Genomic DNA, 23,094 nt, shown 5'->3' with positions numbered 1-23,094 from the left:
GCCACCGCCGTCGACGACCCAGAGCCGGCGTGGGATCTGGATCTGCACGAACTCCGGCACACGGGCCGCACTCACCTCGGCGAAACCGGAGCCAGCCTGCTCGAACTCATGACCAAGTCCCAGCACCGCAAGCCCCCAACGGCAAACGCTGGTTCAGTGTGACAGGTGTGTGGCTTCGATGCGGACGGTGTCGATGACGTTTCGGGGGACGTGTTCGATGATGTCGTTGCGGGTGGTGATGATCAGTTTGTTCAGGATCGCGGTGAGTTGTGCGTCGATGGTTCTGACGGAGTTTCCTCGGCGTGCGGCGATGGCGGTGTTGGTCCACCCGGCTGCCGCCAGGATTGCGACCTGCTGTTCGGTGGGGGTGAGCAGCTGCCAGTGTGCGGTGAGGTCTTCTCGGCTGGTCTGGTTTTCCGGGGTTTTTCCGATGGACAGTGTCCCCAGCGCGAGTCGTTCCACCTCGTCGTGTTCGGGACGTAGCCGCGCGCCTCGGGCTTCTTCCGCGGTGAACGCCTCAGGTCCGAGTACCTGGCGGGCAATAGCGACGGCTTTGGTGGATTCGTCGGCGAGGGGACCTAGTTTCTCGAGGTCGACGCCGAGCCTGGCCAGTTGCGTTTTGGTTCCGCCGGTGAGTTGAGCAATTTCGGTAGCCAACGCGACGAGCGTATCGCGGTCGAGTTTTCCGGTGGCGACGGAGTCTGCGATGATCTGCGCCAGTGACCAGGTTCTGAACTGCACCGCCCACGATGCGCCCCACCGGTCGCGCAGGGAGAGTAGGTATGCCAGCGCCCGCCGTTCGACGTCCAGTGCTTCGGTGGGATTGCCGTGTTCGGTCAAGGTGATCGCCCAAGTCAGCTCGGCCCAGGAGATCAACAACGACGCTCCGGAAGCGTTGGCGCGGTCGAGGCTACGTCGCGCGATCTCGTGGGCTTGTCGCGCTGTTCCGAGCAGGCCCGCCGCGAAGCCGGCCCACAAGTCGCTCACCGCTTCCGCGCCGTGGTCGCCGAGGTGATGGAACTTCTCTCGGGCCCGAGCCAGGACGCCGATCGCCCGGACATCGCGGCGGGCGAAGATCAATTCCATGCCCCACGCCAATTCGGCGGAGGCGGGCAGGCCGATATCTGTCTCGGGAGTGTGTCGCCAGTCTCTTCTGCTGTCCGGGTCGGGAATGCAGGCTGCGATACAGTCTTCGAGCATCCGTTCGGCGTCCTCGTGCTCGCCTTTGTGCACGGCGATCCCCGCGATCAGGGCCATCGCCACCATTTGGAGTTCGGTGGGTTGCGAGGTTGATGCCTGGGTGGCCTGGAGGCATCGTCCGGTCCATTGTCGTAGTTCCCGGAATGCGCCGGTGTAGAAAGGCATTCGGAGGGCGAACAGCCCTGTACAGATTTCCAGACCGACGGCGGCTTCGCCCGGTGTGGTGATACTGGTTTCGATGGCGGTCAGGATGTTGTCCCATTCGGCGCGGGCCCAGTCCAATAAATCTTGTTCGGCGGGACCGAACCAGCTGGCCGAAGCGAAGACGACCTTGTCGCGGTAGTAGCGGCGGTGTCGCCAGGCCAACCGGGCCGGTTCATCCACCTCGTCGACGGAGCGTTCACGCAGCCGCTGCTGGGCGAACACCCGCAGGCTCTCCAACAGCGAATACCGCACCGTCGTCGGCGTGATGTGCACCGTCACCAAGGAATGGTTGACAAGCCGCTCGAGCAAGCCTTCGATCTCCTGCCTGGGCAGGTCCGCACCCGCGTGACTGTTCCTATCGGTTTCGCTGGTGTCGTCACTGCAGATGGTTTCGATAGCGTCCAGGTCGGTTCCCATATCGCCAGCAGCATCGCCGGCCCCGTGACTGTCTTCGGGGTTTGTGTCATTGCCTGCAGCGAAGACCGACAGGCGGTCGAACAGCAGACGCTCTTTATCGCTGCACAGCTCATACGACCAGGCAATAACGTCGCGGACCCCGTGATGCCGCGGGCCGGCCTCGGAGCGAGGACCAGGTGACCAGTGCAGTCGTGTGTCATCAGCTCCTCCGGTGAGCCCACGCAGGATCATCGCCGGTGGTTGATGCGCCAGCCGCGCAGCCGACAACCGGATATAGAGGGGGTGATTGTGCACGTGCCGGCAAATCTTGACGGCCGTGGCGATCTGTTCGGGCTCGGTGATCGGATGGCCGGTCAGCTCGGCGCGTTGGCGGAACAGGGTCACAGCGTGCTGGCGTGATAGCGGCGGCACTGCCACGAGGTGTTCGTCAACCCATCCGATCGGTTCACGGCTGGTCGCCACAATAGTGAGCCCGGGCACGGCGTCGAGCAGTTCGGTGATCAACTCACCGACACCGACGAGAACGTGCTCGCAGTTGTCCAACACCAGCACGCACTGCGGGCGCCGCCGCACAGCGTCGGTACGGGTGAAGGTGTCGATGAGCGACTCCCACGCCGATCGCATAGAGAAGTCGGTGTCTACCACCGATCGGGCGATCTCCTCTTCGACCGCTGCGGTATCCGAGCCTTTGGCCAGTCGCTCCAACCGCACCCAATACACCGGCACGTTGGTGGCTTTGTGGAAACGGCGCGCGACTTCGACCGCCAACCGGGTCTTGCCGATCCCACCTGGACCGGTCAACGTGATCAACCGGGCCGAACCCACCAGCAGGGTGCTGATCTTTTCCAGCTCCGGCTCACGACCGACGATGTTCGCGGTGGCTGTCGGTAGCCCACCGACACGATCCTGACTCCTGATCGCCACACCACGTGAGCATAGTCTTCACGCCTCAGTCCTTTGGCCGTTGCGACCGACCCAAGCGCGTGGGATGCGTACAACCCCGTGCGTGAAGCGTGACCGGGCGCGAGCCGCCGCGGCTGCTGTCGACCCTGCAGCAGCTCAGGGGCCTCCGCGCGCCTTGGCCTCGCCGTACCTCACGGCGGATGCGTTGACGGAATGGTTTACAACTCGACTTCGTGCACTGCGGCACCGGCTCGTATTTCGAGGACCGACAGCAGCACCATCCGGCACACGGACATGTTCGACATGTGTCCGTGCGGTGTTATCACGGCGTGTGCTTCGGCTCGCCGGCATTCCTTGACGAGATCGGCGAACGCCGGGGGATTTGTCCCGCTCTGTGGGGCGGGCTCGCGGAATACGGCGCCCAGCTCGTACCCGAGTGACCTGGCAGTGTTCCGCAGTGTGTCTTCGCTCGAATTCGAGTCGCGGTCACAGAGTAAATCGTCGCGCAAGTATCCGTATGCAAGAGGTAATAGCGCAGTTGTCATGGGATGATTCGGTTTCCGGTTGGTCGGCCGCGAGAGATTACATCTCTGTCGGCCGGATGGATCTGTCATCGCAGAGCGTCATGCATGCACCTGCTTGCAGTCGACTCGGCATGAAGTCGAGCTCGGCTGTCGCTAGGTTGTGTGGTTGAGGTTTTGCCTGCGTGGCCGACCTCGTTGTCAGCCTGCCGACGCCGTTGTCGGAGCGGGTGGGTGACCCCGTTGTCACCCGGACCTTCGTCAACTACACGACAACCAGCATGCGCAAGTAGGTATATTCCACGCATCGGTAATGTATAGGTGTAATACCGATGGAAGGCATCAGCTGAGGGCGCGCGAACGCAAGCACCACTTGGTGCAGTCGGCTGACCTGGGAAAATGCCAACGACCGTTCGACATCCGCATCGAGCCGGCACTCACACGAATTGGAAAGGTGCGACCGGAATACACCATAGCGGGGCAATGGTGATCTGATGGTGCTGGTCAGATCGTCGCAACGCGGTCGTTACCGACATCTCAATACAACCGGTCGGCTACAGCTGAGAATCTTCGCATGACGCCCAGGCGCATCCATCACCGCAGCCGTGGCCGAGACCGCCGCCTTTCGCTTGTCCGGTGTGGCTGCTTCGCCCCTTCGGACCGGACTCGAGCGATCTGGTCTTCGGGGACGAGTTCGATGATGTCGTCTCGTGATGTGATGCTCAGTTTGTGGAAGATCGCGGCCACCTGCGCGTCGACGGTTCTGCGGGAATTGCCTCGGCGGGCCGCGATCGCGGTATTCGTCCATCCCGCCGCCGCCATGGCCGCGACCTCCTGCTCGGCTGTGGACAGCTCGTCCCAGTGAGAAGGAGCGTTGGCCCGGGCGGGATGGTCCGTCGGCATCTTGTCGATGGACAGTGTGCCCAGCGCCAAGCGCTGCACCTCATGGAAACGCAACAGGGAGCCCTGCCGCTGCGCGGCGGCGAAAGTCTCACGTCCCAACACGCGGCGAGCGATGTCAACGGCCTTGTTCGTTTCATCGGCGACTGGGCGCAGCCCCTCGATATTGACACCCAGCTCCGCTCGCAATGTCGCGGCCCCTCCGGCGAGTTGTGCGGTCTCGGTGGCCAGCTTCCTGAATTCGGCCCGGTCAGTGCTTCCAGCCGCGATCAAGTCGGTGATGATCTGCGCCAATGACCACATCCGAATATGCACCGTCCACGCCGCGCCCCATTGGTCACGCGCAGCTACCTGGTGCGCCAAAGCACTGCGTCCGATGGTCAACGCCTCGGTGGGATCACCATGTTTGGTCAGTGCCAGCGCCCACGCTATCTCTGTCCAGGATTTCGCCCATCCGGCCCCGGATGCAGTGGCGTAATCGAGGTTGCGTCGTGTGATCCGCAGGGCCTGCTGCGCGGATCCTAGGAAGCACGCTGCCCACGCCTCGAATTGCGAGCTGATCGCCTCGCCACCTCGATCGCCGAGGGCGCGGAACTTTTGGCGGGCACGTGCCAACACAGTGATGGCTCTCGGGTCTCGGTGGGCCATCATCAGTTCCACGCCCCACACGAATTCGAAGGGGGCGAGTAGGCCGACGTCGGTTTCCGGGGTCTGCCGCCAATTCTGTCGGGTCTTCGGGCCGCGGAGGCAGGTGTCGGCGCAGTCCTCGAGCATCCGTTCAGCGTCCTCGCGTCTGCCCTGGATCAGGGCGAGCCACCCGATCAGGGCCATGGCTCTGATTTGCAGTTCGGTGGGCTGCGGGGTCAGTGTGCGGGTGGCCTGCAGCGTGCGTTCGGCCCATCGACGCATTTCTCGGGGTATGCCTTTGACGATGGGCAGGGCAATCAGACCCGCGGAGATTTCCAGACCGAGCGCCGACTCGCCGGAGATGAGGCTCGTCTCGATCGCGGTCACAATGTTGTCCCATTCCACGCGAGCCCAGTCCAGCAGTTCATGCTCGGCGGGACCGAACCAATGGAGCTGCGCCGCAACGATTTTGTCCCGATAGTAGCGGCGGTGACGCTGCGCGAGCCGCGCCGGTTCGTCCACCTCCGGGGTGGAGCGTTCTGCCAGCTGTCGCGCGGCGAACAGGCGAATACTCTCCAACAGGGAGTACCGCACTGTGGTCGGCGTGATGTGCACCGTCACCAAAGATTGGTCGACCAGACGCTCGAGCAGGCCCTCGACCTCCTCAGCCGCCACGCTCACCGACGCTTCCTCATCGTGCGGTGGTTTCCCGTCATGTCGAGGTGCCGGATCGTCGGCGCACACCGCCTGTATGGCTTCCAACACGACGCCGACATCCGCAATACAGCCGGTGTCATCCTCGGGGTTGGTGTCGTATCCCGCGGCGAAGACCGACATCCGGTCCAGAAGCAGCCGTTCCTTGTCTGTGCACAGGTCATAGGACCAAGCGATGACGTCGCGAACCCCCTGATGCCGCGGCTCCGCACCCACCCGAGGCCCATGCGTCCACCGCAGCCGTTTGTCCGTTGCCTCGCCACTCAGTTCTTGGACGATCGTCGTCAACGGCTGCCGCAACAACCGCGCAGCCGCCAACCGGACATACAGCGGATGGTTGTGCACATGACGACAAATCAGCGTCGCCTTCGCGATATCGTCCCGGTCGACGATGCGATGACCCGCGAGTTCGGCGCGTTGCTGGAACAAAAGCAAAGCCTGCTCTTGCGACAGCGAGGGAACCACCACCACGTACTCGTCCACCCATCCCACCGCCGCACGACTGGTCGCCAGGATGGTCAACCCCGGCACCGCCTCCAGCAGCTCCGCGATCAACTGACCGGCGCCCGCGAGCACATGTTCACAGTTGTCCATCACCAGCAGCGACTGCACGTTCCGTCCCGCCTCGTCGGTTACGGTCAACGTGTCGACCAGTGCGTCCCACACGGACCGTCCCGAGAGGTCGGCTTCGACCACCGTGTCGGCAACTTCTTCCTCGATTGCGGCCACGTCGGAGCCCTTGAGCAACCGTGCCAGCCGCACCCAGTGGACCGGCGTCCGCGTTGCCTTGCGGAATCGGCGGACGGTTTCGGTCGCGAGCCGAGTTTTCCCGATCCCGCCCGGTCCGGTCAACGTAATCAGCCGGGCCGAGGACAGCAGCAAGTCTATGATCGTGTCCAGCTCCGGGCCCCGGCCAACGAAACTATCCGCTGCCGCAGGCAGACCCCTGATCCGTTCTCGGCGCTGCGCCGACATACCGTTCGAGCTTAGTCGTCCGGTACACCACCAGCTATCCCCGAGCGGGTCGGGTCATCTGGACAACCAAGCCGTCTCTATCTGGCATTCTTCGCGATCAACGACCACAGTCTGTCGCTGCGCCGACACCATCACCACGATTGCGCGGCACATCCCGGCCGGCTGTTTGCTCGTCTTCGCGACCTTTCTGCAACTGGCGCCCCGAGCTCAGGAAGGCTGCCGCGGCCCTATACCTATGCGTTACCGATGCCAGGGCTGCTACGTGTCGCCATGCTGGTCTCGATTGACCGCTCGAGTCACTGAGTCGGCACGATCTGCGAGCCGGCCGGTGACGAACTGTCAGAACGTTGCGAGGTCGAGGCGAATGTTGTTCCACATGCTGCGCGAGGGGTTGGTGTGCTTGGAGTTGCGGATAGCGTCCATTCCGAGCGAGGGCGGCAACCAATGAGTGTGAACTTGCCGTTGGCGTACGGCTACATCCGGCTGGATCTTGCCGGACGTGAGTTGGCCACGTGCGAGCAGCGCATGCAGGCCTTCGCTCGCGAACGTGGATACCAACTCGCGGCCGTCTTCCGAGAACGGGCGCCGCAGGCCGCGACATTGCCGCAAGCATTCATAGATCTGATAGATGAGTGTCGCCGCGCAGAGGCACACATGGTGTTCACGCTGTGCGGGCACCTGGCAGGGATGGCGACGCCGCGTGCGTGCCTGGTCGATGTGATGGCCGCTCGCGGCCGCGCACACGTATGCGAGTTGTCGACGTAAAGGCACATCGCAGCCATCGAGATGCGACAGGTATCAGCGACCGGGACGAAGACCTGGCCGCTGATACCTGTCGTGTCAGGCCGGTGACGTGCCGACCTGGCCGAGATGCCGGGCGAAGAACCGTGCCGCACTGTCGACCTCGAACCTGGGCATCTCGCCATGCCCGCCCGCGTTGGCGTGCAATGTCTTTTCCTTCGAGGCGAAACCGTCGAACAACGCGAGACCGGATCGGCGGTCCACCAGCTCATCGTCCCACTGGAGCAGGAACTCGACCGGGACGGTGATCCGTCCCGCCGCTTCGGTCAGGGACTCGTGCCCCAGCACACCGAAAACTGCCGCGATGATCCTGGGTTCGACCGCCGTCAACGGCACCCCGATCCCGGTGCCCTGCATGATGCCCCAGAAGCCGACCGGCCCCTCGGCGCCGATCTGCGGTAGTTCCTGCAGGGCGTCCAGGGTCACCTGCCATTCCGGCACGGCACGCTCGGCCAGGTAGGTATGCAAATCTACGATGATCGGGCCGATCGGCTCGCCTGCCGCCTGAGCTCGCCGTAGGACGGCAACGTGCTGCTCGTACTCGGCCGTTCGTGGCCGGTCGCCGTGTCCGGGCGCATCGAGAGCGGCGACGTGGAAACCACAGCCGGTCACGAAGCGGTGTGCCCGGCCCACGATTCCCGGTGCTCTCTTGTGCTGGCCGCCACCGTGGGCCATCAGCACCAGGGGCGCGTGCTCGGAGCCGGATGCGGGCGAGAAGAGTACACCGGGAATCTCACCCACCGTGAAGTCGCGTTCGACGACACCGTTCGACGATGTCTCCGCAGTGAAATGCACAGAATGCATAGGTTGTTGCCTTTCGGGATGGCCTGGTTGTCGAGGCGCTCCCGGCGATACCTATGTCAATCGCCCAACCGTGCAGAAGATGGGGAGCACCCAATCGATACAGCGTTGATGGGTCTCACCTCCTCGCGTCATGTCACGGACCCACGCACGGTACCCGCCGGAGCACCACCCCGCACAACCCATTCTTGGCAACCGAACTCGGCGGAGCTCGCCAGCGGCGAGGGCCCTCGGGGGAGTAGGTCCGATACCGGTCCGTTTATTGCGCACGGCCCCCAATCCAAGCCGAATGCGGACAACCGGGATGGGGTCTGCGCTAGTTTCGGCTCCTGTGCTGGAGCTTTCTCCGGCTGAGCGTTGAATTGTCGTAGGGAGTCTCACAAATGAACAGCGACGCGGGCCGCCACAGCGTTCTTACCGGAACACACAGATCGCCGGCCGGTCGAGCCGCACTCGCGACCGGGTTGTTCACCGTCGGCGTTGGTCTGGTTTCGGTTCTGGCCCCGCAAGCTACCGCCGCGCCAGCTCTGATCGCCTGCGGCGCAGGCGAATACGCGAATGCGAACCATGTCTGCGTCCCGCGCCCGGAGCAGGCTTCCGTCGCCCCCGACGGGGCAACCGCCCAGTGTAAGGACGGCACCTACAGCTTCAGCCGACACCGCGCGGGCACCTGCTCCCATCACGGCGGTCTCGCCCGCTGGTTGGTCGCCCTGCCGTAACCTTCGGCAGCGCGGATCCACGACGACACGATCGAGATTGCGGCTGGCCAGTCCGGTCATACATCACGCGGCGGGCTCACGAGGTCAGGTGCCCGAACCTGATCGCCAGCAGATTCGCTACCAGGACGGCGACGAAGACGACCGCGACCGCTCGGTAGCTCACGGCCCACAGTCCGACCGCGGCGCTGCCGAAAACCACGACCTTGGTGACGACCGCGAGCAGCGGGTTGTCGAATGTCGCATGCGGCGCCGCGAAGAGGCCCCAGGTCAGCGCTGCGAGGAGAGGTACGCCCACGGCCAACACGAGCTTGACCGGAGTCACAGTGCCGGTCTTCCAGCCCCACAGTCCCAGCGCCCCGAGCGCGACCAACTCCATCCCGAAGGCCAACGTTAGGTTGGCCCATTTCCAGACTTCCTGCATGTTCATTCTCCCGCGAGCTGTCGAGAGCATCGCTCTCTAATGGGAGCAGTGTGCAAGGCGGGTTCGGCTTCGTCAAGTTGCTACCCGGCACTGCTGACCATCGAGAGAGGTTCGGCGGCTAGGTGGCGCGAGGCGTCACGCCGGAGTGGACGTCGGCGACAACGTTTCACCATCCGACGTGACCTGACACTGTGAGTACACCTCGAGCCAGCCGAGGGCACGGTAGTCCCCACGCCAGGTGAATATCGCTGAACCCCGCTCTTGCACATCACCTATCGGGAAACCGGCTGTTGCCCTTCCCTGCGTCGTCGCGCTGACCACATAGTTCGCTCCGCACCACACAGCGAGGGCAGCTGTGGTCGAGCCGATCAGGCGCATCTCGTCCGATGCGCTTTCCAGCATCGTGTTGGTCGCGCGATCGCGCAGCAGCCCTGCGTATTCCTGCTGGTCCAGCCGGCATGCCTGTGGTCTGCCGGTTTCCGGCCAGTCCGGATTGGTGAGAGCGCGCGCCCTGGCCGCCTGCCAGAGAGCCGGCACTACGTCCTCGAGGTGTGCGGATGTGGCCATCTGTTCGCACATCCACAGCAGACGACCGGAACCCCGAGGTGGCTGGCACCGCCGCCATCGGATCCGTCTGCTCAGATCAGCGGCAACGATCGCCACCCATGGGTGCACGGTACCCAGAAATCCCTGGCAGCCCAACCAATGAAGGTAGCGGGGCGCTTCCTCGAGTATCGGATACATTGTGGCGTAAGGGATTCCGCCGATGGTGCGGGCGCCTTGATGGAACTCGGTCGGAGAGTTGGCAACAGTCAGCATTGCGGCGCTGGCCAGGTCACCCGGGCTGTAAGCGGACGCGCCGTCCGTCGAGCGTGCCAGACCGTTGTTGCTGAGATGTGCGACCGCTCCGCGGGCGAGCTTCAAGCTGACAGCGAGCGGCTTGAGGTCCTCACTTATTCCCGCCTGGGCGAGTTTCGGCACATGGCTGGCGACTGTCTGGACCAACAGGTCCTCAGCTGCTTGTGCGGATTCCGGCATACCGAATTCGGCCAGGGTCATGCGCAGCTGGTGGCACACCTGCGGCGACACCATCAACCGCGCCGTCAGCAAGCCCAGTTCGGAGGGCACCAGCTCGCCGTCGGACGCTTGGGTCTCGGTGAGAAACTCGCCATCGATCAAGAAGCGGATGGCCTGTCGAAGCGGGGTCATATCCCGGCTGCCCTGGTGGTAGGCCAGCGTTTGCACCCACCAGTGCTCGGCCTCTGCCACGGAATGGATTCGTCCTTGGGTAGCTTCGGCCAGAAGATGTTCCGGCAGGCTCGATTGGATCTGCGAGTCGACCCGAAAACCCGCGAGTAGTTTGCGTTGCCAGGTCGCGCGCTCGGTCTCGTCGACGAGAAGAAACGCCCACCCCTCGCGCTCGCCGGCACCGACACGCCCGGCGCGGCCGAACATTTGTTGCACCGTCGCAACGTCTATGGCTTTGAGCCCGACCTCCGTATCTTGTACGACCACCGCACGAGCAGGCATGTTCACTCCGGCAGCCACCGTCGAGGTGGCCACAAGGACATTCAATTCGCGTGCACGGAAGGCTTTTTCGGCCTCCCGCTTGTGCTCCCAACCCTTGTAGTGCAGGCCGACGCCGACTGCTGCACAGATCTTGTGTACAACCTCGGTGTCGTCGGGGTTGATGCCGAAGACGTTGGCGCCTCGACTGGCTGCGAGGATCAACGCGGTGCGGCGGACGTTGCGCTTACTGCCGCAGAACACGAGCACGCTTCCGTGGTCGGCCGCCACCATGTGCGTGATGGCAGTAGTCAGTCGTGCCTTGGCGGCTTCGACCAGACTCCAGTCGGCACTATTGGGAACGGTAGGTAGTTGCCAGGTCAGCTGAGTGGGGCGCCAGGCTACCCGTACTGTCCGTGCGTGCATCCATGCCGCGAGTTGGTCGGCGTTGGCGACGGTGGCCGACAGTCCGATGATCCGGATCAATGAGTCCGTACCGCGCACACGAGCCAGAATCGCCTCCAGAAACGGTCCTCTGGCCGCGTCGCCCAGCAGATGGATCTCGTCGACAACCAGACAGCCGACCTCGGCCAACGCCTCTTTGAGCGAGGAGGTCCGGCAGATGGCCTCGAACTTCTCGGTAGTCGTCACCCAGAGGTCCGCGTCTCGAATGCGTTGCGCGTCAACCCGATACTCGCCGGAAAGCCGTTCGACACGCAGTCCGCGTCGGCGCCAGCTGTCGAGTTCATCGTTCAACTCATCGGTGAGCGAACGCTGTGGCACCAGCCAGGCGGCCTTCCTCCGTTGCTCCAAGACTGTACGCAGGACCGCGACCATGCCCATGACGGTCTTGCCCGCTCCGGTCGGCGCCACCACCATCAAGTGCTCATCGCTGCCGATAATGTGCGGAATCGCCTCGGCCTGTGCGGGATTGACAAGTGGATGGGGAAGGAATCGAACCCATTCCGACGGCACGATGTGCTCGATCGGAAGTGGACGGACTACGGTGCCATCGGCAGCTGCATGGCTGTGCCACATCAGCTCGAACGCATCGCGCGCCGCTTCGGCAGCAGCTCCCGTCATCGGGGGACGCTGCTGTGCGGACATCCGTGCTGGACCGGACGGTGCGACAGCCACGGTGAGGCGTCCCTGTCGGTTCAGAGTGCTGACGGATTCTTGCTCCAGCAGGTAACCGACCTCACGGAAAGGCACACGGGCGGAGAGAAGTTGACGTTTCAAGTCGGCGAAGCGCCCATCCGAGGGGAGCAGCACCCGAACGTCGGTGCCGGGTGGATATGCCGGGAGTGCGGTTGACGGGTCTGCGATCTTCAGCCAGAGAAGTGCGGGCATACTGCCTGTCGCTACGGGGCTGTCGCCTTCGATGTCCATCGACTTGACCGCGACCTCCGTGGACTGAACATGCCGACCCGCACCATTTCCGGTGACTCGGCGTGACAAGACTGAACGACGCCGCCACGATAGCCGACCGCGGCGACGACAACCGATCGCCCTCCGAGACGTCAACTTCCAACAGGAGTTCATCGGGATCAGACAACGGAGAACCCGGGCGCTCTCGAGCGGCCCGATCCGCGTGGCGCTCAGATGCTCAACGAAACGCTGCGGCGTTTCCCACAACCCACTGACGGAATGGCCTGGCAGGTGAGCCGGTAATCCGGGGACCGTATCGCGTACCTCGAGACGAAACTGAACGTCCGCCGTCGTCCCGGTGCAGGCCGGGACCCGTTGCCGGACCCGGGATCACACCCCGGGCGAGTTGGCGGACGTTCGGTCTCTGTGCGGTGGGCGCGTCCTGCCGGAAGGTCTCGGCGGCTATCGCGCTCCGTGTCCCGCGGTATTGGGATCGCGAGACGCGCTGTGGCGGTTACACGTTCGCGTAAGCCAGCGAGGGGACGCGCTGAATGGCGAACGAGGACCGCAGGTAGAACCACCACGTGATGCCGGCCATCACCAGGAAAGCTCCGGCGTAGGCCCAGAACGCGGGCGCCATGCTGTGGTAGTTCGTGTTGGACAGGCGCAGGGCCTGCTGCAAGAGCCAGCCACCGGAGGCGCCGACCGCGCCGATGACGCCGATCGCGGCACCCGCCTGGCGCTTGGCCGAGGCGGCGGATTCGGTCAGGTCGAGACCGTGCTCGGCGGCGTACTTCTTGGACTCGGCGCTGAAGATGGTCGGGATCATCCGGTAGGTCGAACCGTTGCCGACGCCGGTCAGCACGAACAGCAGCAGGAACGCGATCAGGTAGAGCGGGAAGCTCTTCATCTGCAGCGCTGCCATGATCAGCGCGACCGAGACCGCCATGCCGCCGAACACGTACACGGTGATCTTGGCGCCGCCGACCTTGTCGGACACCCAGCCGCCGAACGGACGGCTGAACGAGCCGACGAGCGCTCCGAGGAAGGCGAGGTTGCCGAGCGTGGTGATCCAGCCGATCTTGGCCAGGTCCGGGAAGTTGGCTTTGATCAGCGTCGGGAAGGCGAACGAGAAGCCGATGAACGAGCCGAAGGTGCCGATGTACAGGATCGCCATCACCCAGGTGTGCCGATTGGTGAGTGCGAGCCGGTAGGACCTTCCGTCGGACTTGGCGGTGCTGATGCTGTCCATATAACGCAGCGCACCGAACGCGGCCGCGAGGATGAACGGCACCCAGACCAGCACCGACAGCGTGATGCCGAAGCGGTAGCCACCCGGGTCTTTTGCCATGAGATGCGTGCCGAGGGTGATCACCAGCGGCAGCACCAGCTGGGTCTGCGCGACGCCGAGGTTGCCGCCCGCGGCGTTGATGCCGAGCGCTGCGCCCTTCTTTCCTTCGGGGAAGAAGAAATTGATGTTGGCCATCGAGGAGGAGAAATTGCCGCCGCCGACGCCGGCCAGCGCGGCCAGCACCATGAACACCCACATCGGTGTGCCAGGCTGGTTGACGAAGTAGGCCAGTCCGAGGGTTGGCACGAGCAGCATTCCCGCGCTGAACACGGTGAACGCCCGGCCGCCGAACCTGGGTATGGCGAACGTGTACGGGATCCGCAGGGCCGCGCCCACCAGGGTCGGCGTCGAGGTCAGCAGCAGCGCGTTGCTCACCGCGGTCGGGTTCCCCTTGCCCAGTCCGGCGAGGAAGTCGAAGCCCGCGGCGCCCATGCTGGTGACCACGGTGCCCCAGATGACCCAGATGCTGAAGCCGAGGTTTTCGGCGAACACCGAGAAGAGCAGATTCTTGCGGGCGGTCTTCGCGCCCCCGGATTCCCAGAATTCCGTGTTGTCCGGGTCCCAGTGGTCGAGCCAGCGTCCGCGTTTGCGGTACTCGAAAGTCGTTGTCGGCGACTGCTGGCCGGTGGCAGCTACTACGGCGGTCATCGGCTTCCTCTCGATCGGCTCGACCGGCCCTCATCGCGGCGAAAGCGCCGCCGGCGGCTGTCGAGTGCCTAGCTACGGTCGAGACAAAAATATGAGCCGGTTGTTGCGTCCCGGTGGCCCGCCGTGACGTTCCCGGCAAATCCGACTCACATCGGGAATATTCCGATGGTGACCACTTGGTTACCTGGTGTCCTCGCGAGCCTCGATTTCGCCGTTATCGCGCGTCCGGATACTCCGCGATCAAGGAGTTGAGAAAGCACCTTGCCGCCGAGGCGGATCGCTCGGGATCGCCATCGATCACCGCGTGCACCAATTCGGCGTGCTCCTCCGGATAGGAGTCGTTGGACTTCAAAGTCCGTGCACGGATTACTTGCTCGATGATAGGCAGCAGCGAATCATAGAACTCGAGGTACACCGTGTTGTGGCTGGCGACGACGATGGCGCGGTGCAGTTCGACATCCGCGGTGATCGCGGCGGTCGGGTCGTCCTCCCACACCTTGTCGCGTTCGCCGAGCAGGCGAAGCAGGTTCGCGATGTCAGTGTCGTCGCGTCGGCGTGCTGCCAACCCGGCGGCGGTGGTGTCCAGCGCCAGACGGAGCTCCAGGATGTCGCGCTCTTCGGCATCGGCGAAGTATTTCCCCAGAGTGCCGCCGAGATCGGAGGCTGCGATCACATAGGTGCCCGAGCCTTGTCGACGTTCCAGCATGCCCGCGTGCACGAGGGCCTGGACGGCTTCGCGCACGGTGTTTCGGCCGGTGCCGGTGAGCTCGGTGAGCTCTGGTTCGGTGGGAATTCGAGAGCCGATCGGCCAACGGCCGGAACGAATTTCGGCACGCAGCTGCTCGGTCACCTGAGCGATGAGGCTGGTACGCCGGACGGGTTGCACTCCGACAGGGTACCGCCCGTCACAAACCATTGCCGCTCATCATCCGGTCATCCTATGATTTCTCGGTGACTACGACCTTTCCGGAAACTCAGACTCGTCAGGAATCCGTCCTGGTCGAGCGCCGTCGACGCGCACTGACCGAGGGCCGCCTACTGGTCCTGGCCGCCATTGTGATGTCGGCGCTCACCCTACGGGTCGCCGTCACCGCGTTCAGCCCGCTGGCCGAGCGGATCGGTGCCGAGATCGGTTACGGCACCGCCGTGGTCGGCGTCTTCGGCATGATCCCGACCGCGATGTTCGCGCTGTCCGGACTGCTCACTCCGGTTATGGCCCGCCGTCTCGGGCTGGAGCGCACCGCCATGACCGCCATGCTGATGGCGGGCGTGGGCATGCTGATCCGGGTGCTGGTGTCCGGCACCGGCGAACTGCTCGCGTTCTCCGCGCTTGCGCTCGCGGGCATGGGCATCGGCAATGTGGTGATCCCGCCACTGCTGAAGCGGTACTTTCCGGATCGCCTCGCCGTGACCAGCTCGCTGTACATCATGATGGTGCAACTGGGCACCGTCGTTCCCGCGTTCACCGCGGTCCCCCTCGCCGACGCGCACGGGTGGCGGGTCTCGATCGGGGTGTGGTCGCTGCTCGGTTTCGCGGCGGCGATGCCGTGGCTCGGGGTGCTGCGCGACCGGCGCGGGCGCGACCGCGTGGACACGACGGCGGCGCCCGCACCGCGCACCGGACGCGTCTGGCGCTCGCCGATCGCCTGGGGCATGTCCGGCATGTTCGGCATGACCTCGCTGACCACCTACGCCATCTTCGCCTGGCTGCCGAAGATCCTGAGCGAGGCGGGCGCCGGTGCCGGGTTCGGCGGCGCGATGGTCGGGCTGTTCTCCGTGGTCGGTCTGGTCGCGGCGCTCACCGCACCGACGGTGGTCGCCCGGTTCCGCAACCCGTTCCTCATCGTGGTGGCCTGTGCGGTGTTGTACTTCATCGCTTTCGCGGGGCTGCTGATCGCGCCGATGGGCGCGACCATCCTGTGGGTCGTGCTGCTCGGCCTCGGTCCGAGCACCTTCCCGATGGCGCTGACGCTGATCAACCTGCGCACCCGCACGGCAGTCGGATCGGCCGCGCTGTCCGGCTTCACCCAGGGCGTCGGTTACGCGGTGGCCTGCGTCGGTCCGCTGCTGTTCGGCATCCTGCACACGGCGACCGGCGGGTGGCTCGCACCGTTCGCGCTGCTCGGTGTCGCGGTGCTCGTCTTGTTGGCGGGTGCCTGGCAGGCATGCAAACCGCGAATGCTCGAAGACACCTGGTGATATTCGACGGTGCGAATTCGGTGCGCCGTAATCTCACCGTTCGAGTTGCGTGGGTGTGCGGCCCGGAGCATGCTGTCCCGGTCACACCTCACCGGCTGCCGAATTCGGAATCGGCCATTTGTTGACGCACGGAAATCGTTGTGTCACATGCCGGAAACATTCGCTGGAACTCACCCCGGGCCGAAAGTAATCGTGAGCAACCGTTGATTTGACGGTCATTTCGCGCAGCATTTCGGCAATACCCGTTTTCTACCGTGGGGCCAACCGATTTTGGGAGGCCCTGTTGAGCACGCTGACGCGTAACCGCTTGGGAGCGCTGGGACGGACGGCGATCCGGCGCCCGCACATCGAGCATTGGGATGCCGAGGATGTGGCGGCCTGGGAAGCGGGCGGCAAGGACATCGCCAAGCGCAATCTGATCTGGTCGGTCATCGCCGAGCACGTGGGGTTCTCGGTCTGGTCGATCTGGTCGGTGATGGTGCTGTTCATGCCGGCCGACAAGTTCGGCATCGACGCCGCGGGCAAGTTCTTTCTGGTCGCGATGCCGACGCTGGTCGGCGCGTTTCTGCGGATTCCCTACACCGTCGCGACCGCGCGGTTCGGCGGGCGCAACTGGACGGTCTTCAGCGCCGTCCTGCTGTTGATCCCGACATTGCTGACGCTGTACTTCGTCAACCAGCCCGGTACGCCGTACGGGACGTTCCTCGTGGTCGCGGCGTTCGCGGGCTTCGGCGGCGGCAACTTCGCCTCCTCGATGACCAATATCAACGCCTTCTACCCGCAGCGGTTGAAGGGCTGGGCGCTCGGCCTGAACGCCGGCGGCGGCAATATCGGCGTTCCGGTGATCCAGCTGATCGGCCTGCTTGTCATCGCGACGCTCGGCAACGGCTACGCCTCGCTGATCTGCGCGGTCTACCTGGTGCTCGTCGCGATCGCCGGCCTCGGCGCCGCCCTGTACATGGACAACCTGCCCAATCAGAAGGCCGATCTGTCCTACATGCTCACCGCGCTGAAGGTGCCACAGTCCTGGGCGATCGCGTTCCTCTACATCGGCACGTTCGGCTCGTTCATCGGCTACAGCTTCGCCTTCGGCCAGGTGCTGCAGATCAGCTTCAAGGCCGGCGGCGACACCGTCGCGCAGGCCACACTGCACGCGGCGCAGATCGCGTTCATCGGTCCGCTGCTCGGTTCGCTGGCCCGGCCCTACGGCGGAAAGCTCGCCGACCGGATCGGCGGCAGCCGAGTCACCATGTACGTGTTCGGGGCCATGATGGCGGCTGCGGTGCTGGTCGCGACGGCCAGCACCATGGCGGACCGTAACGGCGGCGTAGCGAGCGGCCCGGTGATGACCGCCCTCGTCGTCGGCTTCATCGCGCTGTTCGTGCTGTCGGGGATCGGTAACGGATCGGTCACCAAGATCATTCCGTCGGTGTTCGAGGCGAAGTCCAAGAGCCTGGACGGCACCACCGCCGCGCGGGCCGCGTGGTCGCAGAACACCTCCGGCGCGCTCATCGGTTTCGTCGGCGCCATCGGCGCGCTCGGCGGCGTCGCCATCAACCTCGTGCTGCGCTCCTCGTACGCCTCCACTACCTCGGCGACCACGGCGTTCTGGGTGTTCACGGCCTTCTACGTGGCCTGTGCGCTGGTGGTGTGGGCGGTCTTCCTGCGCCGCCCCGGTGCGCGCACCGTCCCGGCCGGCCCCGATGTCGTGGTGCAGGCGGAGGCGTTCGTACTCGACGCGGAGGCTGCCCGCTCGTCCCAGTCCGCCGGCTCGTCGACCCGCGCCTGACCTTCGATCCAGTCCAGGAGGACCAACAGATGAACCCCACAGTCGATCGCAAGACCGCGGTGGTCGTCGGCCACGGCATGGTCGGGCACCGGTTCGTCGAGGCGCTGCGCTCGCGTGACACCGAAGGCCGGTGGCAGGTCGTCATCCTCAGCGAGGAGCAGGTGCCCGCTTACGACCGGGTCGGTCTGTCGTCCTACGTCGGCACCTGGGACGCGAGCGCGCTCGCGCTGCCCGGCAACGAATACGCCGGGGACGACCTGGTCGAGCTGCGGCTCGGCCAGTGCGCCGAGTCGATCGACCGCGAGGCGCGCAAGGTGACCACGTCGGCGGGTGACACCCTCGCCTACGACGCGCTCGTGCTGGCCACCGGCTCCTACCCGTTCGTGCCGCCGGTGCCGGGCCACGACCACCCGCGGTGCTTCGTCTACCGGACCATCGAGGACCTGGACGGCATCCGCGCGGCCGCCGAAGCCGCCGGACCCGGAGCGTCGGGCGTCGTGGTGGGCGGCGGACTGCTCGGCCTGGAAGCCGCGAACGCGCTGCGACTGCTCGGGCTCACCCCGCACGTGGTCGAGTTCAACGACAGACTGATGCCCGCCCAGGTAGACGAGGGGGGCGGCGCCATCCTGGAGCGGCTGGTCACCGATCTCGGCCTGCACGTGCACACCGGTGTCGGCACCTCCTCGATCGAGGACGGCGACCAGGGTGTGCAGGTCACGCTGTCGGACGAGTCGGTGATCGAGGCCGGACTGGTGGTGTTCTCCGCCGGTGTCCGCCCGCGCGACCAGATCGCCCGCGACGCGGGCCTCGAGGTCGGCCCCCGCGGCGGCATCGTCACCGACCTCGGGCTGCAGACCTCCGATCCGAACATTTGGGCCATCGGCGAATGCGCCGCCGTGGAGGGCGTGTGCTATGGGCTGGTGGCGCCCGGGTACAGCACCGCCGAGATCGTCGCTGACCGACTGCTCGGCGGTGCGGGCGAATTCCCCGGCGCGGACATGTCGACAAAGCTCAAGCTGCTCGGCGTCGACGTGGCCAGCTTCGGCGACGCACACGGCAGCACCGAGGGTGCGCTCTCGGTCGTGCTGCACGACGCGGCCAAGGGCACCTACGCCAAACTCGTCGTTTCCGACGACGCGAAGATCCTGCTCGGCGGCATCCTGGTCGGCGACGCCTCCGCGTACTCGGCGCTGCGCCCGCTGGTCGGCCGTCCGCTGCCCGCAGAACCGGCCGCGCTGATCTCGCCCGCCGGCGCGGAGCTCGGTGCGGACGCGCTGCCGGACGACGCGCAGATCTGCTCCTGCAACAACGTGACGAAGGGCGCGATCTGCGGGGCGATCGCGGACGGTGCCTGCGACATTCCCGGCATCAAGAAGTGCACTACCGCCGGAACCTCCTGCGGCGGTTGCGTTCCCATGATCAAGAAGCTGCTCGAGCAAAGCGGCGTGGAGATGTCCAAGGCGCTGTGCGAGCACTTCGAGCAGTCTCGTGCCGAGCTGTTCCAGATCGTCCAGGTCACCGGCCTCCGCACCTTCTCGGCCCTGATCGCCAAGTACGGCAAGGGAACCGGCTGCGACATCTGCAAGCCGACCGTCGCCTCCATCCTCGCTTCCACCTCGAGCGACCACATCCTCGACGGTGAGCAGGCCGCGCTGCAGGACACCAACGACCACTTCCTGGCCAACCTGCAGAAGAACGGCACCTATTCGGTGGTGCCCCGGATGCCGGGCGGCGAGGTCACCGCCGAGCAGCTGATCACCATCGGCGAGGTGGCCAAGGAGTTCGGCCTGTATGTCAAGGTCACCGGCGGCCAGCGCATCGACCTGTTCGGCGCGCGCGTGGAGCAGCTTCCGCTGATCTGGAAGCGGCTGGTCGACGCGGGCATGGAATCCGGCCACGCGTACGGCAAGTCGCTGCGCACCGTGAAAAGCTGCGTCGGCTCCACCTGGTGCCGCTACGGCCAGCAGGATTCGGTCGGCATGGCCGTCCTGCTGGAGAAGCGCTACCGTGGCCTGCGCTCGCCGCACAAGCTGAAGCTGGCCGTCTCCGGCTGCGCGCGCGAATGCGCCGAGGCACGTGGCAAAGACGTCGGCGTGATCGCCACCGAGAACGGCTGGAACCTGTACGTCGGCGGCAACGGCGGACTCACCCCGAAGCACGCGGTACTGCTCGCGGGCGACCTCGACGACGAAACACTGATCAAGTACATCGACCGCTACCTGATGTTCTATATCCGCACCGCCGATCGCCTGCAGCGCACCGCGTCGTGGCAGGAGGCGCTAGAGGGCGGTATCGAATACCTCCAGCAGGTGATCTGCGAGGACAGCCTCGGCATCGCCGAGGATCTGGAGGTGGCGATGGCCCAGCATGTCGCGGGCTACCGCGACGAGTGGGCCGCGGTGCTGGAAGACGAACAGAAGCTGTCTCGCTTCGTCTCGTTCGTCAATGCTCCGGAGGAGTCCGATCCGACGATTTCCTTCGACGAAACCGGGGAGCGGAAGGCTCCCGTCCTGCTCGGACTTCCGGAAGTGCCCATCGCCACGCCGGGGAAATGACCGCTTAACCGCACGGAAACAGAACGTCGGTACGAATGAGTAAGGCGTTTGGAGGATGACACCGATGACCGTGATCGATACCCCTGGCATCGCCGCAGCAACCACCACTGGGTGGACGCAGGCATGCCGGCTCGACTACTTGATTCCCGGCCGCGGCGTTGCGGTGTTGCTGAAAGGCGGCCGACAGGCCGCGCTATTCCTGCTGAACGACGGCATGCTCTATGCCGTCGGCAATATCGACCCGATCGGGCGGGCCGCGGTCATGTCGCGCGGTATCGTCGGGGACCGCGTCGGCGTGCCCGTCGTGGCCTCGCCCTTGTTGAAGCAGGCGTTCTCCCTCGTCGACGGGCGCTGTCTGGACGACGAATCGGCGATGCTGCCGGTGTACGCGGTGCGCGTGGACGACGGCATCGTTTCGATTTCCAACGAGCCGGTGCCATCCGGGCTCGTCTCCTCGGATGGATGACGGCATGACAACACTTGACACGGGCGCCTGCCTGGCCGGGTTCACGGTCGGCATCACGGCCGCCAGACGGGCCGAAGAATTCGCCACGCTGCTCGAACGGCGAGGGGCGGGCACCGTGTCCGCACCGGCCATCCGGATCATCCCGCTGGCCGACGACACCGAGCTGGAGCGAGTCACCCGGCAGCTCGTCGCCGATCCACCCCAGATCACCGTGGCCACCACCGGCATCGGTTTCCGCGGGTGGATGGAGGCGGCCGAAGGCTGGGGACTGGCCGAGGATCTGCGCGGCACGCTCGGCGGCACCCGGATGCTCGCGCGCGGCCCGAAAGCGAAGGGTGCCATCCGCGCCGCTGAACTGCGCGAAGAATGGTCGCCCGCCTCGGAGTCCTCCGCGGAGGTGCTCGACCACCTGCTCGCCGAGGGCGTGGAGGGCGTCCGGATCGCGGTTCAGTTGCACGGCGCGACCACCGAGTGGGAGCCGGTACCCGACTTCTGTGAGGTATTGCGTTGCGCCGGTGCGGATGTCGTTCCGGTCCCGGTGTATCGCTGGGTTCCGCCGGACAACCGGGCGCCGATGGATCAGCTGATCGAGTCCATCGTCACTTCCAGCCTGGACTGCGTCACCTTCACCAGCGCGCCCGCGGTCGCGTCGATGCTGATGCGCGCCAAGGAGACCGGGCTGCTCGAAGGTCTGCTGTACGCGCTGCGCGGCCGGGTGCTGCCCGCATGCGTCGGCCCGATCACGGCGGCACCGCTGGAAGAGCTCGGGGTGCCCACCTCGATGCCGGGCCGGGCTCGGCTCGGTGCGCTGGCCCGCCACGTCGCCGAGGAACTACCGAGACGCGCCAACCGAATCCACGCCGCGGGTCACAACATCAGCGTGCGGGGCGCCTGCGTGGTGGTCGACGGTCAGGTGCGCCAGCTCGCACCCGCGCCGATGGCTTTGATGCGCTCGTTGGCCAGGCAGCCCGGCCGGGTCGTCTCCCGCGAGGACCTGCTCGCCGCGCTGCCCGGTGGTGGCGACGACACGCACGCTGTGGAGACCGCCATCGCCCGCCTCCGCGCCGGGCTCGGCACGCCGAAAGCGATTCAGACCGTGGTCAAACGCGGATACCGGCTCGCGCTGGACCCCGCGGAGTGCATCGACAACAACCCGCGGCCCCAGGCGACAGGAGGCCCGCAGGTGCCCGGTGTCGGAATTCCGACCCGGGCACCGCGGTACATCCAGGCTGCGGGGAGCTGGTGACCTCGCCCGCCCTGGTGCTGGTGGCCCACGGGACCCGAAGCACCAAGGGTGTGCAGATGATCGCGGCGCTCGCCGAAGCCGTGTCGAAGGAACTCGGTGCCGAAATTTCGGGGACAGGGCCCGAGGTCGGCGAAGCACCATGGGTACGTACGGCTTTCGTCGACGTGCTCGGCCCTTCGCCGTCGGAGGTGCTGCGTGACCTGGTGACACCCGCCGGGGAAGCCGTTCCCGCGGTGGTGGTTCCGGCGTTCCTGGCTTCCGGATACCACGTCTACCAGGACGTGCCACGCGAAGTGGACGAGAGCGCCCATCCCGCGGTGGCGGTCACGCTGGCAATGGGACCTGATCCGGCGCTGGCGCGGATCATGAAAATGCGCCTGCGCGCCGCGGGCTGGCAGCCGGGTGACGCGGTTGTCTTCGCCGCGGCGGGCTCCTCGGATGCCCGTGCCCGCCAGGATGTTCGGCGTGCGGCCGCGCTGCTGGCCGAACGCCTCGGCGCCCCGGCTCGCATCGGCTACGTCGCGACCGGTGCGCCCCGCCTACCGGAAGCGGTCGCCGACCTGCGTGCCTCGGGCGCGCGCCGGGTGTTCATCGCCTCGTACCTGCTGGCACACGGGCTGTTTCAGCAGCGTCTGCTCGAAGCGGGCGCTGACGGCGTCGCCGAACCCATCGGCGTGCACCCGGCTGTCGTCCGGCTCATCGCCGAACGCTACCGGGCCGCCACGCGCGAGATCGTCCGGGCACGCGCCCACTGAGTTCGCAA

15 protein-coding genes are annotated in these 23,094 nt (G+C 65.7%); 8 read left to right on the top strand and 7 right to left on the bottom strand.

Annotation, left to right across the window (positions count from 1 at the left end; genetic code table 11):
- Nucleotides 1-153: 153 nt before the first annotated feature.
- Together AB4Z47_RS11970 and AB4Z47_RS11965 are read right to left on the bottom strand one after the other, a co-directional pair.
- Entirely contained in the window at nt 154-2,745 is a 2,592-nt protein-coding gene (locus AB4Z47_RS11970; RefSeq protein ID WP_441950308.1) for an AAA family ATPase, read from the bottom strand.
- 1,094 nt (nt 2,746-3,839) lie between these two features.
- Nucleotides 3,840-6,461: an ATP-binding protein gene (locus tag AB4Z47_RS11965; RefSeq protein WP_441950307.1), complete on the bottom strand. Its 2,622-nt coding sequence runs from the start codon at nt 6,459-6,461 to the stop codon at nt 3,840-3,842.
- Nucleotides 6,462-6,905: 444 nt separating this feature from the next.
- Between AB4Z47_RS11965 and AB4Z47_RS11960 the strand changes: the two genes are divergently transcribed.
- Entirely contained in the window at nt 6,906-7,226 is a 321-nt protein-coding gene (locus tag AB4Z47_RS11960) for a hypothetical protein (protein WP_441950306.1), read from the top strand.
- A gap of 75 nt (nt 7,227-7,301) precedes the next feature.
- Here AB4Z47_RS11960 and AB4Z47_RS11955 read toward each other — a convergent pair whose 3' ends face one another.
- A complete protein-coding gene (locus AB4Z47_RS11955) occupies nt 7,302-8,057 on the bottom strand; it encodes an alpha/beta hydrolase (protein ID WP_441950544.1) in 756 nt (251 codons plus the stop codon).
- A gap of 389 nt (nt 8,058-8,446) precedes the next feature.
- On the opposite strand from AB4Z47_RS11955, the gene AB4Z47_RS11950 reads away from it, so the two are divergent.
- Nucleotides 8,447-8,782 (top strand): DUF3761 domain-containing protein, encoded by a 336-nt coding sequence (locus tag AB4Z47_RS11950; protein WP_441950305.1) that lies wholly within the window; start codon nt 8,447-8,449, stop codon nt 8,780-8,782.
- Nucleotides 8,783-8,858: 76 nt separating this feature from the next.
- Here AB4Z47_RS11950 and AB4Z47_RS11945 read toward each other — a convergent pair whose 3' ends face one another.
- From AB4Z47_RS11945 to AB4Z47_RS11930, 4 genes are all read right to left on the bottom strand, one after another.
- Nucleotides 8,859-9,203, bottom strand: coding sequence for a YrdB family protein (locus tag AB4Z47_RS11945; protein WP_441950304.1), 345 nt, complete (start codon nt 9,201-9,203; stop codon nt 8,859-8,861).
- Between the two features lie 135 nt (nt 9,204-9,338).
- On the bottom strand, nt 9,339-11,792 hold the full coding sequence (locus AB4Z47_RS11940; RefSeq protein WP_441950303.1) for a DEAD/DEAH box helicase: 2,454 nt from the start codon (nt 11,790-11,792) through the stop codon (nt 9,339-9,341).
- A 799-nt stretch (nt 11,793-12,591) separates the two neighbouring features.
- Nucleotides 12,592-14,076, bottom strand: coding sequence for an MFS transporter (locus tag AB4Z47_RS11935; RefSeq protein ID WP_441950302.1), 1,485 nt, complete (start codon nt 14,074-14,076; stop codon nt 12,592-12,594).
- 214 nt (nt 14,077-14,290) lie between these two features.
- Complete coding sequence (locus AB4Z47_RS11930) at nt 14,291-14,962, bottom strand: FadR/GntR family transcriptional regulator (protein WP_441950301.1); 672 nt, start codon at nt 14,960-14,962, stop codon at nt 14,291-14,293.
- 65 nt (nt 14,963-15,027) lie between these two features.
- Here AB4Z47_RS11930 and AB4Z47_RS11925 point away from each other — a divergent pair, with 65 nt between their 5' ends.
- From AB4Z47_RS11925 to AB4Z47_RS11900, 6 genes are all read left to right on the top strand, one after another.
- The gene (locus AB4Z47_RS11925; RefSeq protein ID WP_441950300.1) at nt 15,028-16,275 is read left to right on the top strand and encodes an MFS transporter; all 1,248 of its coding nucleotides are present in this window, start codon (nt 15,028-15,030) and stop codon (nt 16,273-16,275) included.
- 331 nt (nt 16,276-16,606) lie between these two features.
- Nucleotides 16,607-18,064: a nitrate/nitrite transporter gene (locus AB4Z47_RS11920; RefSeq protein ID WP_441950542.1), complete on the top strand. Its 1,458-nt coding sequence runs from the start codon at nt 16,607-16,609 to the stop codon at nt 18,062-18,064.
- Between the two features lie 29 nt (nt 18,065-18,093).
- Nucleotides 18,094-20,619 carry a nitrite reductase large subunit NirB gene (gene nirB / locus AB4Z47_RS11915; RefSeq protein WP_441950299.1) on the top strand — a complete coding sequence of 842 codons (2,526 nt, stop codon included), beginning with the start codon at nt 18,094-18,096 and terminating at the stop codon, nt 20,617-20,619.
- A 64-nt stretch (nt 20,620-20,683) separates the two neighbouring features.
- Nucleotides 20,684-21,085: a nitrite reductase small subunit NirD gene (gene nirD, locus AB4Z47_RS11910; protein WP_441950298.1), complete on the top strand. Its 402-nt coding sequence runs from the start codon at nt 20,684-20,686 to the stop codon at nt 21,083-21,085.
- 4 nt (nt 21,086-21,089) lie between these two features.
- Nucleotides 21,090-22,331 (top strand): uroporphyrinogen-III synthase, encoded by a 1,242-nt coding sequence (locus AB4Z47_RS11905; RefSeq protein ID WP_441950297.1) that lies wholly within the window; start codon nt 21,090-21,092, stop codon nt 22,329-22,331.
- Nucleotides 22,328-23,086 carry a sirohydrochlorin chelatase gene (locus tag AB4Z47_RS11900; RefSeq protein WP_441950296.1) on the top strand — a complete coding sequence of 253 codons (759 nt, stop codon included), beginning with the start codon at nt 22,328-22,330 and terminating at the stop codon, nt 23,084-23,086. Before AB4Z47_RS11905 ends, AB4Z47_RS11900 begins: the two co-directional genes overlap by 4 nt.
- Nucleotides 23,087-23,094 lie beyond the last annotated feature (8 nt).

The organism is Nocardia sp. 2TAF39, assembly GCF_052114905.1.
In the GTDB taxonomy this organism is placed as follows: domain Bacteria; phylum Actinomycetota; class Actinomycetes; order Mycobacteriales; family Mycobacteriaceae; genus Nocardia.
Note: the sequence above shows the minus strand (reverse complement) of the source record. Positions and strands in the feature narration are given on the sequence as shown.